Source organism: Aquimarina brevivitae, assembly GCF_004216895.1.
Taxonomy (GTDB): Bacteria; Bacteroidota; Bacteroidia; order Flavobacteriales; family Flavobacteriaceae; genus Aquimarina; species Aquimarina brevivitae.
In genome coordinates this window covers 840,594-856,772 of the sequence record NZ_SGXE01000002.1, presented here as the reverse complement: position 1 = coordinate 856,772, position 16,179 = coordinate 840,594, and the positions used below count along the sequence as shown (strand labels likewise).

Below are 16,179 nucleotides of genomic sequence, written 5' to 3'. Positions count from 1 at the left end.
GTTCTTTTGCCTTTAAGTGTTGCACTTCGGTCTTTTACGATACTATAAACACTAGTAAAAGAGTTTCAGAAGAGTTTTTGCGTTAAATAAGACGTTGCTTTTACAATTCTTGTATGGATAATTGAGTAGCTAAGGTTGAAGTGGTTTTAGCTTGTATACTCCCCATAACAGGCAATGTGTTTTGAGGATATGCCGAAGAAGCTATTGGAAAATGAGTATTTCCTGTAAAGATACCATGACTGGGATCCATACCAATCCAGCCTGCACCTGGGAGGTAAACTTCAACCCAACCGTGCAGTTCATAGGCGGGTTTTTCCATTTTAAAATAAAAATATCCACTCACAAAACGTGCTGCAATTCCAAAATGTCGAAATAAATTAATTAACATCCAGGATAGATCTCTACAGGAACCCTCTTTTAAACTATAGGTTTCACCTGGCGCTAAAGGAGGTCCCTCGGCCCTATACACTACCTTAAAATCGCGATGAATTGCTTTGGTAAGATCTGATAAAAATTGAACGGTATTGTACTGCGCTTCCTGTAAAATTGTGCTCCCATAGTCTTGCAGTATTTTGGGTAATGGTTCATACACCAAACTTTCTCCCAATATTTTGTTTTGTAGCGGCTCATATTGAAAAGGAAGTTTGCTGAATGAAGGAGGATATATGATAAAGTCAAAAGGATTAAAAGCTTTAATGTTCAATATACTGGTAGTGTGTATGCGTAAGGCTTTGGTTTCTTCTCCGAACCAGCACATATCCACCGTATTATGGTCAACATCCTGAATTACACGATGAAATTTTGGTAACGGATCAATAACCATAGTAAACTGTTCTACCTCCATATACGAGTTGCTTTTTTGTAGAAATCGAAATTCGTGTGGATTAAGCATCACTGCTTTATCAAAGGTATAATCAGTTTGATGGGTAATTTTAAATTTCATCAATTGCTTTTTGGAATTTCATAGTAATCAATCTAGTAGTAATTAGGGATGAATATGATTTTCAATCCTGAAGAATGAATTATAAATGGCAGAGGATATATCATTTAATTTTTTCTGTATATCATCAAGATACTCGTGCATACCGCTGTCGATTATCTCTTCGATAGCTACATATTCTAACTGTGATTTAAGCGCACCTAGCTTTTTTTGAGCTACATTACTAAACCCTACAGAGCTGCCCGATAATATCACTAAGCATTGTTCAGCTCGTATTAAACACGCCAGTATTGACCTGGGAAACTCAGTGTCTAATATCAAAAATTCAGCAATGCAAGCTGGCGTTAATTTGCCATATTTCTTTCTGTACATATCATAGGCACTTACTGACTTAAGCAAAGCTGCCCATTGTATTAAATCAATGGAAGACCCAATAAGTTTAGGAGTGTCCAGCAAAAGATGATATTTGGTATCTAGCATACGAGAGGTTTTGTCTGCTCGCTCAATTACTTGTCCCAACTTAGCAAAATGCCACCCTTCGTTACGAGATATGGTACTAACATACATGCCATAGACCAATTGACAACCTTTCTTTATTTCAGTAAAAAAATCGCGATATTTTGTATCCGTATACCGTTTTTTTTCCAAACCCTTTTTCACCAAAAAGTACAATTCGTTAATTTGTTCCCATACTTCTTTAGTGATCTCTGTTCGTACCGCACGGGCATTCTCTCTAGCATTGCGTATACAAGAGTAGATGGAGTTAGGATTTTCTTTTTCAAAGGCTAAAAAATAGATCACCTTGCTTTTTTCTACCTTATCATTGAGGGACTGATACAACTCCCAGTCTCCTGTTACCATAATTAAAGGTAACCATTGTTCTGTTTCGTTTGGAGATAAGTCTAATGACAGGTTATAATTAACATCCATAAAGCGCGCATAATTCTCTGCACGCTCCAAATAGCGATTCATCCAAAATATAGTGTTTGCAACTCTTCCTAGCATAATTTTTTCATTTTAACTGTTAAGCACCCAAGTATCTTTACTTCCTCCTCCTTGAGAAGAGTTGACTACAATTGAACCTTTTTTTAAAGCCACCCGAGTAAGAGCACCTGGTATGATGTTAATACTGTTACCATACAAGGCATAAGGTCGTAAGTCCACATGTCTTCCTTCGATGGTATCCCCAGTCATAGTTGGTACTCTGGAAAGATTTATCATTGGCTGTGCTATATATTTACGTGGTTTGTCCTTGATCTTGGCAATAAACTCCTGCTGTTCCTTTTTTGTAGATTTAGGACCGATTAGCATGCCATACCCCCCAGAGGCATCGGTCTGTTTCACCACTAGCTTATGAATATTTTCGATAACGTATTTACAGTCGTCTTTTTCATCGCAAATGTAGGTTTTAACATTAGGTAAAATCATATCCTCTCCAAGGTAGTATTTAATAACTCTAGGAATATACGCATAAACCGCTTTATCATCGATAACACCGGTTCCCGGTGCATTCACGAGCACCACATTTCCTTTGAGATAGGCATTAAATAATCCAGGGGTTCCAAGTAAAGAATCTTTATTAAAAACTAAAGGATCAATAAAATCATCATCTACCCTACGATAAATGACATCTACCCGTTGCAAGCCATGAGTTGTAATCATATACACCATATCATCCTGTACGGTCAAATCCTGACCTTCTACCAGTTCAGCTCCCATTTGTTGTGCTAAATAAGAGTGCTCGAAATAAGCAGAATTATAGATACCTGGGGTAAGTACAACAACAGTAGGTTTTTCTTTTTCTGATAATGACTCCAGCGTATCTCGCAATACATGAGTATAATCATATACCGGTTTAACATCCAATTGCTCAAACAACTCTGGGAAAGTACGTTTAAGAATCTCTCTATTCTCTAACATATACGAAACCCCAGAGGGGCATCTAAGATTATCCTCTAAAACGTAATATTTACCATCAGCACCTTTGATTAAATCAGATCCTGTAATATGACACCAAATACTTTTTGGTGGTGTAAAACCCTGTAATTGACTTAGGAAAGCATCACTAGAAAATATCATTTCTTTCGGAATAATGTTATCCTTTATGATTTTTTGATCATTGTATATGTCTTGAATGAAAAGGTTCAGTGCTTTTATACGCTGTTGTAATCCCATTTCTATAAATGACCATTCAGAATTCTCAATAATTCTTGGAATGATGTCTAAAGGAAGAATACGTTCTATTCCTTGATTATCGCTATACACATTAAAGGTCATGCCCAGAGACAATTGCGCTCGGTCAGTAGAGTGGCGTAACCGATTCAGTTTACCTTGGCCTATTTGCTCCAAACGATTGAGAAAAAGCTTATAATTTGGGCGTACAACATTATTTTCATCAAACATTTCGTCATAGAAACCTTGAGTATCGTAGCTGGAAAAATCTAATTTTGACATGATGACTAGTGAGTTTTCTTTTTTTCAAATAGCGGTATATCCTATTTAAAAAATTTGATTTGTGTGAATTATACCTACCTGTTTTTAGTAACCTAATGGCTTTATAAACTACAAAAAATTAATGAATTATATATGAGGTAATCACTAGAAATCCGAATGCTATTAAAAAATGAAACGTTAATTGCTAGAAAAGTAAAATTAAGCGCACTAATCGCATAATTATTAAAAAGCAATATCGTTTTTGCTATTACCTTTAAAATAATGTAATCCTAAAAAGTGACACTCCATTTAAAATTTTTTGCAATAATCTGTTCTTTTTTTTCACTCAAATAATTTTTATAGGCTACAGCTGCGGGAGATAAATTTTTGGACTGTAAATGAACCAAATTCCAAATTGTAGTGATCGGTAAACCTCTTACAGGTAAAATCGCTAACTCTCCACTTCTAAGTTCATTTCGGATTCCTATCAAAGGCATTATGGAGCATCCTAGACCAGCCAATACCGCTTGTTTTACAGCCTCATTAGAAGCCAACACCATTTTCTTTTGTACCTCAAATTTATTGTCTTTGATAAACGTTTCCATAGCATTACGCGTTGCTGACCCCTGTTCTCTATAAATTAACGGAAGCTCTTCAAATAATTTTCTTCTCGTCATTCCTGGTTTAATTTCAAGCTTGGTACTCGTTACAAAAAACAGTTTATTCTCCATTAGTGTCACCGTTTCCAATTTTAATTTTTCTGGTAGTACTGAAACTAATGCAAAATCTACTTCGTTATTTTCTAAGCTCTCCACTACTCTACTCTTATTCGTTACATCCATGACCAACTCTATACCTGGATGCTGATGCATAAAATCTGACAAAAAGTAAGGCATCACATATTTACCTGTTGAAACTACTGAAATCTTTAAACGTCCAGATAATTGCCCTTTAAAAGCCATGGTTTTATAATTAATTGCATTGACTTCATTCAAGATTTTTTCTGCTGCTTTAGCGATTTCCATGCCAAAATCTGTTACATATAATTGTCTTCCTACTACTTCTGTTAAGGGAATAGGGAACTGATCCTGAAAATTTTTTAGCTGAATTGACACAGCTGGCTGTGTTAAACTTAAGCTTTCAGAAGCCTTTGTAATACTTTGTAATTCAGCTATTTTAAGAAAAATCTGAAGTTGATGCAAAGTGTAATTCATAAAATTTATTTATGTATTGTATAACAAATATAAATAAAAATATATGAATAAATAGTTTAATATTTGCCCCGGAAAATAAAACAAGAATTCAAACTAATTATTCAAAAACAATTATAATGAAAACCGAAGAAGTATCTAAAACAAAAGAAGTAACTCAAAAAATCCAATTGGTAAAAGGGGAATTTACACCATCAGAAGCAGCTCACATCGTCACTAATCTGATTGATGAAAAAATCAACTTCCACAAGCTACAACGTTTACAAGTTTGGGAAGGAGACCATAAACGCGAAACCAATCAATTAGATAATCGCATTGAAGAGTTGGAAAAGGAAAAGACAATAGCAAAAGAGTACATAAAAAGTCTACGTGCTTCTGGGAAAAACTTAACGATAAACGGTACCCTAGAAATTAGTGCAGTAAAGTAGTTGAACAAAGCTATAAAACTCTATATATGCAACTATTTAGATCTAAAGTACTACCGACCCTTGGTCTTTCAATTTTGATCCTATTCATCATACTCTCGTATTATAACAATCATTTATTCTTAGATGAAATGCTTCACTGTAATTTCATCTTAGCTATGCTCATTCTTTTAAAGGCAGGAGATCAGGATAGTACTAAAAGCAAAGAAACAACTGAGGTTAACAACTTCAAAAAACACTAAAAATGGCGTTTGACAATACTATTAAATTAAATACAGTAGCACCAACGACACCTAAAAAGCCAGCTATGCAAACACTAGCTAATATCGTTTTATGGTCTCTTTTTGGTATTAATCTTTCTTTACTGATTATAGGTTTCAACCAACCTATTGATTGGAATTTCGATCCTTTTATTAGCATTACTAACTTTACGATTCTGATTTGGACAACCGTAACTTTTTTTAGTGCAATTGTTAGTAGTTATGCTACCAATTACTTAACTGGTTTTACCTATCACTCGGCATTTATGATTCGGTGCTTAGGGTTTACCTTTTCCGTCATGTTACTAGTAATGGCCAATCATATCTTACTTGTAATATTAAGTTGGTTATTAATGGGGGTGTTTATGTCTCAACTGATTGGGGTTAATAAAAAATGGGGCGAGGCACGAGAGGCTTCCAAATTTACATTGCGTTACTTTCTTACAGGTACAGGATTCTTGTCGGTTGGATTACTCATACCCGCTTTTTATACAGGAGTGTTTACCATCACCAAGCTTACCGCACTGATTAGTGAAATCCCCCTCTTTATCACCTTAATTTCTGCAATGTGTATTATTGGAGCAGCTGTCGTACAATCGGCTATGTACCCCTTTCACCGTTGGCTACTTTCAGCAATGACAGCACCAACGCCAGCCTCTGCACTTATGCACGCAGGGTTTGTAAATGGTGCAGGTATACTATTAGCGCTATTTGCTACCTTTCTATTTGCTTCTAATACGCTACATATTCTTTTTATCATCGGAGGATTAACCGCAATCATTGCACAGTTTACCAAACTACTTCAGGTTAATGTAAAACAAAAATTAGCGTGTTCTACCATAGCTCAAATGGGTTTTATGATTATGCAATGTGGGTTAGGATTCTTTAACGCAGCAGTAGTGCACTTGATACTTCACGGTTTTTACAAAGCTTACCTATTTCTATCCTCAGGAGAAGAAGTGGGCCAAACCAAGCCTCAGCAACCTATACATCTGCGTATACAACCCTTACAGGCATTTGCAGTACTTCTTTTTGGAGTTTTAGGCGCAGTATTGTTTGCTTTATGGACCGGGAAAGGAACTAAACTAGATAGCGGTATATTTTTAACCCTTATCGTAGCTATCACTGTAGGTCAGGCAACGTATAATATAGTGAAAGAGAAGAGTTTATCTGTAGTACAAAAAAGTATCTTGATGCCCGTACTCTTTATGGCTGGTATCGGAATATACGCACTTATGTACTTGGGTGTAACTCAACTGATGGCTGATCTACCAATGATTGCACAACCCCTGCCATTATCTTGGGTGCAGCTGGTCTTTGGTATTGTGTTTTTACTTGGATTCTTTTTAATGAAATTGGGCATCTACCAAAAATTTCCTTGGCTGTATGTAAAATTACTTAACATTTCTCAGCCTTATAAAAGATCCGTTTTAATGTATAAATCAAAATAACATGAATACATCTATTCAACATACTATTGATAAAGCTTCTAAAATTATAGGTGATACCTGGCCACTATACACTTTCGTGGCTTCGAATCCACTATCGGGGTATGAAAATGCCCCTTTCAAAGAAGCAGTACTAAAGGCTAAAGAGCAGTTAACAGCTTCCGTTTTTCCGGATGCCAAGCTTTATAGACAAGCCTGGAATAAGGGTGAGATTGACAAAGAAATAATCTCCGAACTTTTAAAATACGAAGGATTTACGGATGCTCCTGAAATGTATCTTGAGCATTTGGAAGCACAACAACCTACGGCTATTGTAAATGAAAACAATAAGTTAGACCGTGTAATGTCCAAATGGCTTGCTGCTTTTATGGATGAAGGATTAGCAGAATGGAGTATGCCATTCAAAACAGAAGGATTTTACAACTCGTGGAGACATTTGGTCATTTATGATGATGAATGTGATTTTACTTCTTTAAAAGAGATACCTAAGAGTCCAAAAGACGTATTCGACAATATCTTGAAAGATTTTAAGGAAGAAGAGTACATTGCACTATTTACGTATCACCTAGCAGCATTACCGGGATGGACTGGATATATCAATCATCGACAAAAAACAAATAGTGATTGGCAACAGCACTACCCTATAACCATAGAAGAATATTTAGCCGCTCGATTATGGACTGCAAAGCATTTGGATATTCCTTTACTGAAAAAAGTAGAACAAGATACTTCTCAAAAAGAGATAGCAAAACTCCAATACATATGGTTAAAAGCCTGGGAGGCTAGTTGGCAAAAAGACTTAGTACATACGGTAGCCAAACAGACGACAAAAGCAACGGATGAAAAAAGTAATAAACCTGATGCACAATTCGTATTTTGTATCGATACCAGATCAGAGCTGATTCGAAGACACGTAGAATCCAAAGGAGATTATGAAACCTACGGATATGCAGGTTTCTTTGGAATCACTATGGACTACGAGAGTCTTGAAGATGGAATTACCCGAAAAGCTTGTCCTCCTATTGTAGCTTCAGGATACACCGTTTCTGAAAAAGCTCAAACCGGAAAAGATCAAAGCTTAGCTAAATACAAGTCCATAAATAGTATTGATAAATTTAAAGTATACTTCCTTAAACGGATGAAAAACATGCTTCCATCAGCATTTGGATATGTAGAGGGATCGGGTCTATATTATGGAGTATCGATGATCATCAGGACTTTATTTCCTGGTAAAGCGTATACCCTAAAAAGCAGTAAGCAGATTAAAACAGAATCCTTCTGTGAGCCTTCTATAACTAAAATTGATTCTCAGGACACTGATGGAATTCCATTAGCAGAACGAGTGGGCATCGTGAAGTCGTCCTTTAATCTTATGGGGTGGAAACAATTTGCTAAGCTGGTACTTTTTGTAGGTCACGGTAGTCATACCGCAAATAATCCATTTGGCTCAAGTTTAGATTGTGGTGCCTGCGCAGCAACTCCAGGACGAAACAATGCGCGTATGCTGGCTAAACTGGCCAATCAACCAGATGTAAGAGAGGAATTGAGTAGTGCCTATGGAATACAAATACCTGAAGATACCGTATTTATAGGAGCGGAACACAATACTACTACTGATCACATCGAACTATTTGACGCTGAAGTTCCAGAATCACATCTTGAAGCTGTAGCGGTAGTAAAAAGAAATTTATCACTTGCCCAAGAAACCGCAACACAGGATCGTTTAGGTAACTCTCAAAAAAGTATTGCTAAGGCTCATCAAAAAGCAAACAACTGGGCAGAGACCAGACCAGAATGGGGTCTTGCAAAAAATGCAGGCTTTATCGTGGGTCAACGAGATTTGACCAAAAACACGAATCTGGGTAGCCGTTGTTTTCTACACTCCTATAACTGGGAGCTTGATAAAGAAGGTAAAGCACTTGAGGGCATTATGCAAGGACCTATGGTAGTAACACAGTGGATCAACAATCACTACTACTTCTCTACTGTGGATAACGAAACTTTTGGTGGAGGGTCAAAAATAACACATAACATCACTGGTAAATTTGGAGTGGTTCAAGGTAATGGAGGAGACCTTAAAATGGGACTTCCACTACAGTCTCTCTATGATGCAGATGATCTGATGTACCATCAGCCCTTACGTTTATCTGTGATGATCGAGGCTCCGGTAAGGCGAGTATCTGAAATTTTGACACGAAATGAAAACTTACGGATGTTATTGGATAATGAATGGATTTATCTAATGGTTGTAGATCCTACACAGCAAAATGTAATTTTGAGATACCAAAAGTCCATCCAGTGGGAAACCGTATGGAAAAAAAATAAAAATGTTAGAAAAGAAAACAAAACTGCTGGCCAACAAAAGTTAGCAGAGGAGATTTCAATGTAGTCTTCAATGGAATGCTCAAGAAAAAATGCCATCACTTATGATGGCATTTTTTTTAACTTATGAACTTAAGTTATTGTATTTTTTCAAAGTTAGCATCTTCTCCTTCCAAAGTAAAATGCAGAATACCGTCTTTGATCGTAAAGGGAATACATATGCTTTTTTCGCGATTCGCTGCAGAATTAAAGCACAACTCCTGGTTTTCTATAGACCATAGACTTTGATCAAATTCAGCATCTTTATTTAAAATCTGATGCGTTACCACACCATTCTGCAAGAAATAAAAGGTTTCTTTTTTATCCTTATTAAACCAAAGCCCTATAAATTTTTCAGGATTTTTAGGATTGTTAGTTATTTTTTGTTCCGCAGTAACTTCTGTATCGTTACCACTAATCACCAGAGCGTAATCTATCGTTACTTGGTCAATTACCATATCCCACTCTTTCTTAGTTTTACTCATTACTTCATCTATCTTAGAAGCTGCTGCATCTGCTAATTTACAATTTTGAGCAGAAGCGTTGTTTCCATCTACTTGTTGTAACAATGACATTAAGTGTACTATAATATCCTGTTTTTCTGCTATTGATTTACTAAAATATTCTGAAGAAACTAACTTAATTAAATATTGTGCCTTCTCCTTATCATCCCAATTTTTTTTGATTGCAAGTTCACTTACCTGCTGCTCAAGCTGCTGTTCCATTTTCTTTTCCATCGCACGACTAAGCGCGGTTTTTTCATTGATCATGGCTAAAACTTCATTTTTATCACAAGTTTTTTGTGCTGCTACGGTATTTACACAGATAAAAATAAAGCTTAGAAATATTATTATTTTCATATTGGTTAGGTGTTGAAAAAGCGAATATAATTTTTTAGTGTTAAAAAAGTACTAAAAATCTACATTTTCGTAGTAACTCCACAGACTGAAATGCTAATTATAGGGACATTCGAAATGAATCGGTGTATCCGAAAAAAACCGATGGTAGAACCATCGGTTTCAATTCTTACTAGCTATGTCTACTACTTTTTATTCTTTTATATTTTCCAAATCTAGCATAAAGGCATACTCTAATGCCGTACGCTTATATCGCTCAAAGCGACCAGAAGCACCACCGTGACCAGTCTCCATATCCGTATCTAATAGCAGCAGATTGTCATCTGTTTTTAACGCTCTTAACTTTGCTGCCCATTTTGCTGGTTCCCAGTATTGCACCTGACTATCCCAATATCCTGTTGTAATTAAGATGTGTGGATAAGCTTTTGCTTCTACATTATCATATGGCGAATAGGATAACATATAATCATAGTATTCTTTATTTTTAGGGTTGCCCCATTCATCAAACTCAAACGTAGTTAGTGGAATGGTTTCATCCAACATAGTAGAAACAACATCTACAAATGGTACGGCAGCGATTACTCCATTCCATAATTCAGGTTTCATATTAAGCACGGCGCCCATCAGTAGTCCTCCTGCGCTTCCTCCTTCTGCATATAAATGTTCAGAACTGGTATACCCTTTATCTACAAGATATTCTCCTACATCAATAAAATCGGTAAAGGTGTTTTTCTTCTTCAACAATTTTCCATCCTCATACCAATAACGTCCCATTTCTTGACCTCCGCGGATATGGGCGATAGCAAAAACAAATCCTCGATCTAAAAGACTTAATCGTGCAGAACCGAATCTTGGTTCTATACTATTACCATATGATCCATATGCATATAGTAACAAAGGTGTTTCTTTGGTTTTCTCAGTATTCTTATGGCGTACAAGAGATACAGGAATCTTAGCCCCATCTCGTGCGGTTACAAACATTCTTTCGGATACATAATTATCCTTTGAAAAATTAGGATCAACCACTTCATCTACTTTAAGTACAGTTTGTTCTTTAGTACTCATGTTATAATCTATTGTACTCCCAGGAGTAGTCAAGGAAGTATAATAATACCGTAGAACATCTGTATCAAAATCCATATTGGTGGTAGGATACGCCATATATGCTGGATCATCAAATTTAATATAGTGATCATTGGATCCATCCCACTTCATAACTCGTATAGTTCTTAAACCATTTAAACGCTCCTGCAACACTAAATAGTCTTCAAACAGCACAAAACTTTGCAGTAATACATCATCTCTATGAGCAATTACATCCTCCCAGTTTTCTTTTGTAGTTTTAGCAATGGGCGTTTTTGAAAGTTTAAAATTAGTAGCATTCAAATTATTGTAGATATAAAAATGATCTCCATAATGGTCTACACTGTACTCTAAATTTTTCTCACGTGGTTGAATAATTTTCCACTCTCCATTAGGAGTATTGGCATCCAAATAACGGTATTCTGTAGATAAGGTCTGTGAACTACCAATCATCAAATAGTTGTCTGACCTGGTTTTAAACACAAAAGTACTGAAGGTGTCATCAGTTTCATTAAAAACAAGCTCATCCTCTGCTTGATCCGTGCCTAATGTGTGTTTATATATTTTATCTGCTCTTAAAGTTTGAGGATCTTTTGTAGTATAAAATATGGTTTTATTATCATTAGCCCAAGCCATGTTACTTGTAGTATTCTGTAGCTTATCCGCTAATAATTCACCTGTCTCCAGGTTTTTAAAATAGATCGTATATCTTCTACGAGATACCGTATCAATTCCGTATGCAAGTATTTTATTATTCGGACTAACAGATTGATTTCCGATGCCAAAATAAGAAAGCCCTTCAGCCATTTTTGGTCCATTAAGAAGAATCTCCTCCTCTGCTCCTTCTGCTACCTTTTTTCTGCAGTATAAGGCGTAATCCGCACCCTCTTCAAATCGAACGTAATAAGAGTAGCCGTTATCTTCATAAGGTACAGAAGCATCTTCTTTTTTAATACGACCTACAATCTCATCGTATAATTTTTTTTGCAATTCCTCGGTATGCTTCATTGCTTTTTCCTTGTATGCGTTTTCAGCATTAAGATACTCCAATACATCTTGCGTTTGTGCATCAGGAGTGTCTGCATTTTTCTGTTCATCCGATAAACGCATCCAGAAATAATTATCAACTCTGGTATCCTCGTGAATTGTTAAACTTTCTGGTATTTTTTTGGCTACTGGAACTTCAATAGCTTCATACGGCCTTTCTGGTGTTGTGGTTTCTTTAGCTTCTTGTTTACAAGAGATAAAGAAGACTCCACATAAAAAAATTGAATAAATGAGTTTCGTTTTCATAAAGTGATTGATTAATTTAGAATAGGGTCACCTATTTATAATTGTTGCACCTAAACTTAAGATTTAAAAACAAAAAAACCGCCCTATGAAGGCGGTTTTTATAATTAAGGATATCAAATCCTATTATTTTATGTCAATTAATTCTAGTTCAAAAACAAGATCCTGACCAGCTAAAGGGTGATTGGCATCAACCACGATAGCATCTTCCTGAACTTCAGACACTCTTAGTTGTCTTTCTGATCCATCCTCGTTTCTTGCTACTAATCCCATACCAACTTCTGGCTTAATCTCTTGAGGAAGTTCCTCTTTTTTTATTGTATGGAATAATTCTTTTCTCACATCACCATAAGCCTCTGCTTTAGGAATATCAATAGTTTTCTTTTCATTTACTTCCATGCCAATGATACCATTTTCAAAACCAGGAATTAACATTCCTTGTCCTAAAGTAACCTTTAATGGTTCTCTTTCTAAACTGCTGTCAAATACCTGACCATCTTTAAGTTTACCAGTATAATGTACTTCTATAGTATCATTCTGCTTTACTTTGCTCATAATTATTTTTTTATGATTTATATTCTATTTTGCAAACATAACTTTTTGAATTTTGCTTAAAGAATAATAACTAAGAATCTTATTGAGTTAAGATAATATTAACATATATAGGCGTTGATATGTTAATCAATTGATTTACATATCATTTATACAGCAAATCGGCTTGATTTAACAGTACAAAGTGATCTTTAAATTTGTAATCCCTACAGCTCATTTTTTTGTGAAAGTGAATCGAATCGAAACAAATACTCTGTTTCACCTCGTACTATTTTTGAGGATATTAATTTAAAGTTATTAAGCAGGTAAAACTCCTGAAGCTTAGACTCTTCGGTGGTTAACCAAAACGATCGATCCGGAAACATAATTTTTAGTGCGGTCAACCAATCTGAACCATATCCTTTTCCTCTAAATGTAGTAGGCACCCATAAAAAGCCAATATACCAATACCCCTGTTGACATAACTCCTTTGCCTCTTTTCTAAAAATTAAGGTGTCAGGAGTAATTTTTCTAAAAACAATTGCTCCGGCCACTATTTGTCCGTCTACAAGTAATACTAGAACCTCACTATGCTTTTGATAATAGGTCCAATAAGGCTCTAAAGTTTGTTTCCAATCCTTAGGTAAAAGCTCAAAAAAAGCTTTGGGTTGAGATGTAATATTTGTTAGCATAGCAATGGCTATAACCAGCCCCAGGACCACAATTTATCAAAATCTTCAAACCATCGGTCACCAATATCTGTACGATAATAACAGTTATTAATGATAATATGTTGAACTTTGTTGTACATATTTCGCTGTGCATCTTTCATGGTTATTCCTGTGCCAGTAACTAATACGGCAATACCAGTATCTCCAGTAATCAACCATTCTCCATTAATTTGTTTAAGGTGCATAGGATGAACCCCTTCTTTGAGCTCTTTTTTAAAAATTACAACAGCATCTTTAGAGAATAAATTAAAGGCTTTTTTATCGGTAAACGGAAAAGGTGGAACCACCATAAAGACCCCAACTTGAAATCCTTTTTTTACGGCAATGTGAAAATTTTTCCCTTCTGCTAATTTGGTAAAAAAGACTCCCAATGGTTCCAATAATCCAGCACGTTGAATCATAATCTGTGGATATCCAAATCTAGAAGTAAACTCTAAGGGAAAAATACCATTACCATTAACAATGCAATTAAGGTCGATATGCCCAATAAAATTTTTATCCGCAAGCGTTTTTTCAAATTTTAAGAGTGTTGCGTCAAATATTGGAGATTCCTTTACCCAAAACATACTAGACCCCATTTCGCCAGTAGATACCCCCAATTCTCCTGGAAATAGTTTTTTATGCTCAAAGGTAATATTTACCGGACTTAAAAACTTTTTCCCATTAAAAAAGGCTGAAGCTGAAATTTCAACCCCTTTTACTTTCTTTTGTAGCTGAAACGCACCAAAATGATCTCCCCAGGTTTTTTCATAAGCCTTTAAAACTCTAATTACATCAGATCCAGAATCATCACTGCCTACAAATAATAATTGTTTAAGCTCTTGAATTTCGCCAGAAGGCTTTATTACATAAGAATCAGGATTTTTGGTAACGTACTCGATAGCCTCCTTAAAACTGGTAAATTCTTTAAACGGTAGGGTTTTAATCCCGAGTCGTTTAAGCTCATTTTGACCAAAATTTCGATCCAATTCTAGGTTATCTGTGTAGACCGAGCCTCCGATAACCAATTTCCCTTCTTTTCTTAGAGACTCACATATTTCACCATATCCTGTGTAATCAAATATAAAAAGGTCTGCCCAGTCCTTGTGCTTTTTCCAATCTAATACCTTTGGGATAAAACCTGTACCGATTTCCTTGCAGCCTTTATCCTCAATAAACATTTTTACCTTATGCCCTTCTTTTTGAATGGCAAATGCAATATCAAGAGTTTCTCCGTAGCGAGATACAAAAAGGATATTCTTTTTGTTAACTATATTTTTTTTCAATAAAACTTAAAATTTAGAAGTGTACTATAAGTGAGGTTTACTTATTGGTTCCTCTGGTATGTATATAAGAGGTTGATTTAGTATGATACTAAGCTCAATAAAAACCGAAAATCTATTTGCTAATATAGCATCTTTTAACTTCTTAAATGTAATGTAAAATTAGTACAAAAAGAGTTAGGTTGTATACAGCTGTTAAAATTATTTTTAATTATAAAACACCTATTATAAAAAAACCTGAAAAATATATGAAACTATACTTTTCAGGCTGATTTTAATAACATTAGCTTTTTAATTCTTTAAAGACGCCATATCAATAACGAACCTGTATTTTACATCGGAGTTTACTACTCGCTCATAAGCCCTGTTGATATTTTGCATATCAATCAATTCAATATCTGACACTATATTATGTTCGCCACAAAAATCTAGCATCTCCTGAGTTTCTTTAATTCCACCAATTATGGAACCAGCAATACGTTTTCTCCCCATAATCAATCCTCCTCCGTGGAAGGGCTCTAAGGGCTCAATAGCACCTACAAGCACCATGGTAGCATCTCTTTTTAATAAATTAATATACGGATCCATATCATGTGATACAGGAACAGTATTCAATATAAAATCGAAACTACCTGCGTGTTTTTCCATTTCCTTTTCGTTCTTAGATATCAACACTTCGTGTGCACCCAGGCTTTTGGCATCATCCGCTTTTGATGGTGAAGTTGTAATCATCACTACGTGAGCTCCTAAAGCATTGGCAAATTTAACACCCATATGTCCTAGCCCTCCAAGACCTACTACACCTACCTTGTCACCTTTTTTAACATTCCAATGTCGTAAAGGAGACCAAGTCGTTATACCTGCGCATAATAAAGGTGCAGCAGCTTTTTCGTCAATATTCTCCGGTACCTTTAAAACAAATTCTTTATTTACGACAACCATAGTAGAATACCCTCCATACGTATGCCCACCTAAGTGTTTATCTTCACTATTATAGGTAAATGTGGCTCCATTTTCACAAAATTGTTCTACGTCGTCCTTGCAAGAATCACAAGTCTGACAAGAGTCCACCATACAGCCGACTCCTACTAAGTCACCTTCCTTATAATTCTTTACATTTTTACCTACTTCCATGACACGTCCAATAATTTCGTGTCCTGGTACCACAGGATATTTGGAATTTTTCCAATCGTTATTAACTTGATGAATATCGCTATGGCAAACTCCGCAAAAAGTAATGTCAATTTTTATATCATCATTACCGATATCTCTTCTTTTTATTTCCATAGGTTGCAAATCAGCTTTAGCTTCCTTCGCACCGTAGGATTTTATGATCTCTGGCATTAT

14 protein-coding genes are annotated in these 16,179 nt (G+C 35.6%); 4 read left to right on the top strand and 10 right to left on the bottom strand.

The window, feature by feature from the left end; translation table 11 throughout:
• Window positions 1–100: 100 nt before the first annotated feature.
• From EV197_RS11550 to EV197_RS11535, 4 genes are all read right to left on the bottom strand, one after another.
• Window positions 101–943: a transglutaminase family protein gene (locus tag EV197_RS11550; protein ID WP_130286915.1), complete on the bottom strand. Its 843-nt coding sequence runs from the start codon at window positions 941–943 to the stop codon at window positions 101–103.
• Between the two features lie 42 nt (window positions 944–985).
• Complete coding sequence (locus EV197_RS11545) at window positions 986–1,945, bottom strand: alpha-E domain-containing protein (RefSeq protein WP_130286914.1); 960 nt, start codon at window positions 1,943–1,945, stop codon at window positions 986–988.
• 12 nt (window positions 1,946–1,957) lie between these two features.
• Window positions 1,958–3,394: a circularly permuted type 2 ATP-grasp protein gene (locus tag EV197_RS11540; RefSeq protein WP_130286913.1), complete on the bottom strand. Its 1,437-nt coding sequence runs from the start codon at window positions 3,392–3,394 to the stop codon at window positions 1,958–1,960.
• Between the two features lie 269 nt (window positions 3,395–3,663).
• The gene (locus EV197_RS11535; protein WP_130286912.1) at window positions 3,664–4,587 is read right to left on the bottom strand and encodes a LysR family transcriptional regulator; all 924 of its coding nucleotides are present in this window, start codon (window positions 4,585–4,587) and stop codon (window positions 3,664–3,666) included.
• A gap of 116 nt (window positions 4,588–4,703) precedes the next feature.
• Between EV197_RS11535 and EV197_RS11530 the strand changes: the two genes are divergently transcribed.
• The 4 genes from EV197_RS11530 to EV197_RS11515 are packed head-to-tail and all read left to right on the top strand — an operon-like array spanning window position 4,704 to window position 9,106.
• Window positions 4,704–5,012 carry a hypothetical protein gene (locus EV197_RS11530; protein WP_130286911.1) on the top strand — a complete coding sequence of 103 codons (309 nt, stop codon included), beginning with the start codon at window positions 4,704–4,706 and terminating at the stop codon, window positions 5,010–5,012.
• Window positions 5,013–5,038: 26 nt separating this feature from the next.
• The gene (locus tag EV197_RS11525; protein WP_130286910.1) at window positions 5,039–5,251 is read left to right on the top strand and encodes a hypothetical protein; all 213 of its coding nucleotides are present in this window, start codon (window positions 5,039–5,041) and stop codon (window positions 5,249–5,251) included.
• A gap of 2 nt (window positions 5,252–5,253) precedes the next feature.
• Window positions 5,254–6,720, top strand: a complete 1,467-nt coding sequence (locus tag EV197_RS11520) for a proton-conducting transporter transmembrane domain-containing protein (RefSeq protein ID WP_130286909.1) — start codon at window positions 5,254–5,256, stop codon at window positions 6,718–6,720.
• A gap of 1 nt (window position 6,721) precedes the next feature.
• A complete protein-coding gene (locus EV197_RS11515; RefSeq protein ID WP_130286908.1) occupies window positions 6,722–9,106 on the top strand; it encodes a DUF2309 domain-containing protein in 2,385 nt (794 codons plus the stop codon).
• A gap of 70 nt (window positions 9,107–9,176) precedes the next feature.
• Here EV197_RS11515 and EV197_RS11510 read toward each other — a convergent pair whose 3' ends face one another.
• From EV197_RS11510 to EV197_RS11485, 6 genes are all read right to left on the bottom strand, one after another.
• The gene (locus EV197_RS11510; protein ID WP_130286907.1) at window positions 9,177–9,938 is read right to left on the bottom strand and encodes a hypothetical protein; all 762 of its coding nucleotides are present in this window, start codon (window positions 9,936–9,938) and stop codon (window positions 9,177–9,179) included.
• A gap of 189 nt (window positions 9,939–10,127) precedes the next feature.
• Window positions 10,128–12,311: a S9 family peptidase gene (locus EV197_RS11505; RefSeq protein WP_130286906.1), complete on the bottom strand. Its 2,184-nt coding sequence runs from the start codon at window positions 12,309–12,311 to the stop codon at window positions 10,128–10,130.
• A gap of 123 nt (window positions 12,312–12,434) precedes the next feature.
• The gene (locus tag EV197_RS11500) at window positions 12,435–12,863 is read right to left on the bottom strand and encodes an FKBP-type peptidyl-prolyl cis-trans isomerase (protein WP_130286905.1); all 429 of its coding nucleotides are present in this window, start codon (window positions 12,861–12,863) and stop codon (window positions 12,435–12,437) included.
• Window positions 12,864–13,066: 203 nt separating this feature from the next.
• Window positions 13,067–13,531 carry a GNAT family N-acetyltransferase gene (locus EV197_RS11495; protein ID WP_130286904.1) on the bottom strand — a complete coding sequence of 155 codons (465 nt, stop codon included), beginning with the start codon at window positions 13,529–13,531 and terminating at the stop codon, window positions 13,067–13,069.
• 8 nt (window positions 13,532–13,539) lie between these two features.
• Window positions 13,540–14,835: a phosphoribosylamine--glycine ligase gene (locus tag EV197_RS11490; RefSeq protein WP_130286903.1), complete on the bottom strand. Its 1,296-nt coding sequence runs from the start codon at window positions 14,833–14,835 to the stop codon at window positions 13,540–13,542.
• A 288-nt stretch (window positions 14,836–15,123) separates the two neighbouring features.
• Complete coding sequence (locus EV197_RS11485; protein WP_130286902.1) at window positions 15,124–16,176, bottom strand: NAD(P)-dependent alcohol dehydrogenase; 1,053 nt, start codon at window positions 16,174–16,176, stop codon at window positions 15,124–15,126.
• Between the last annotated feature and the right edge of the window lie 3 nt (window positions 16,177–16,179).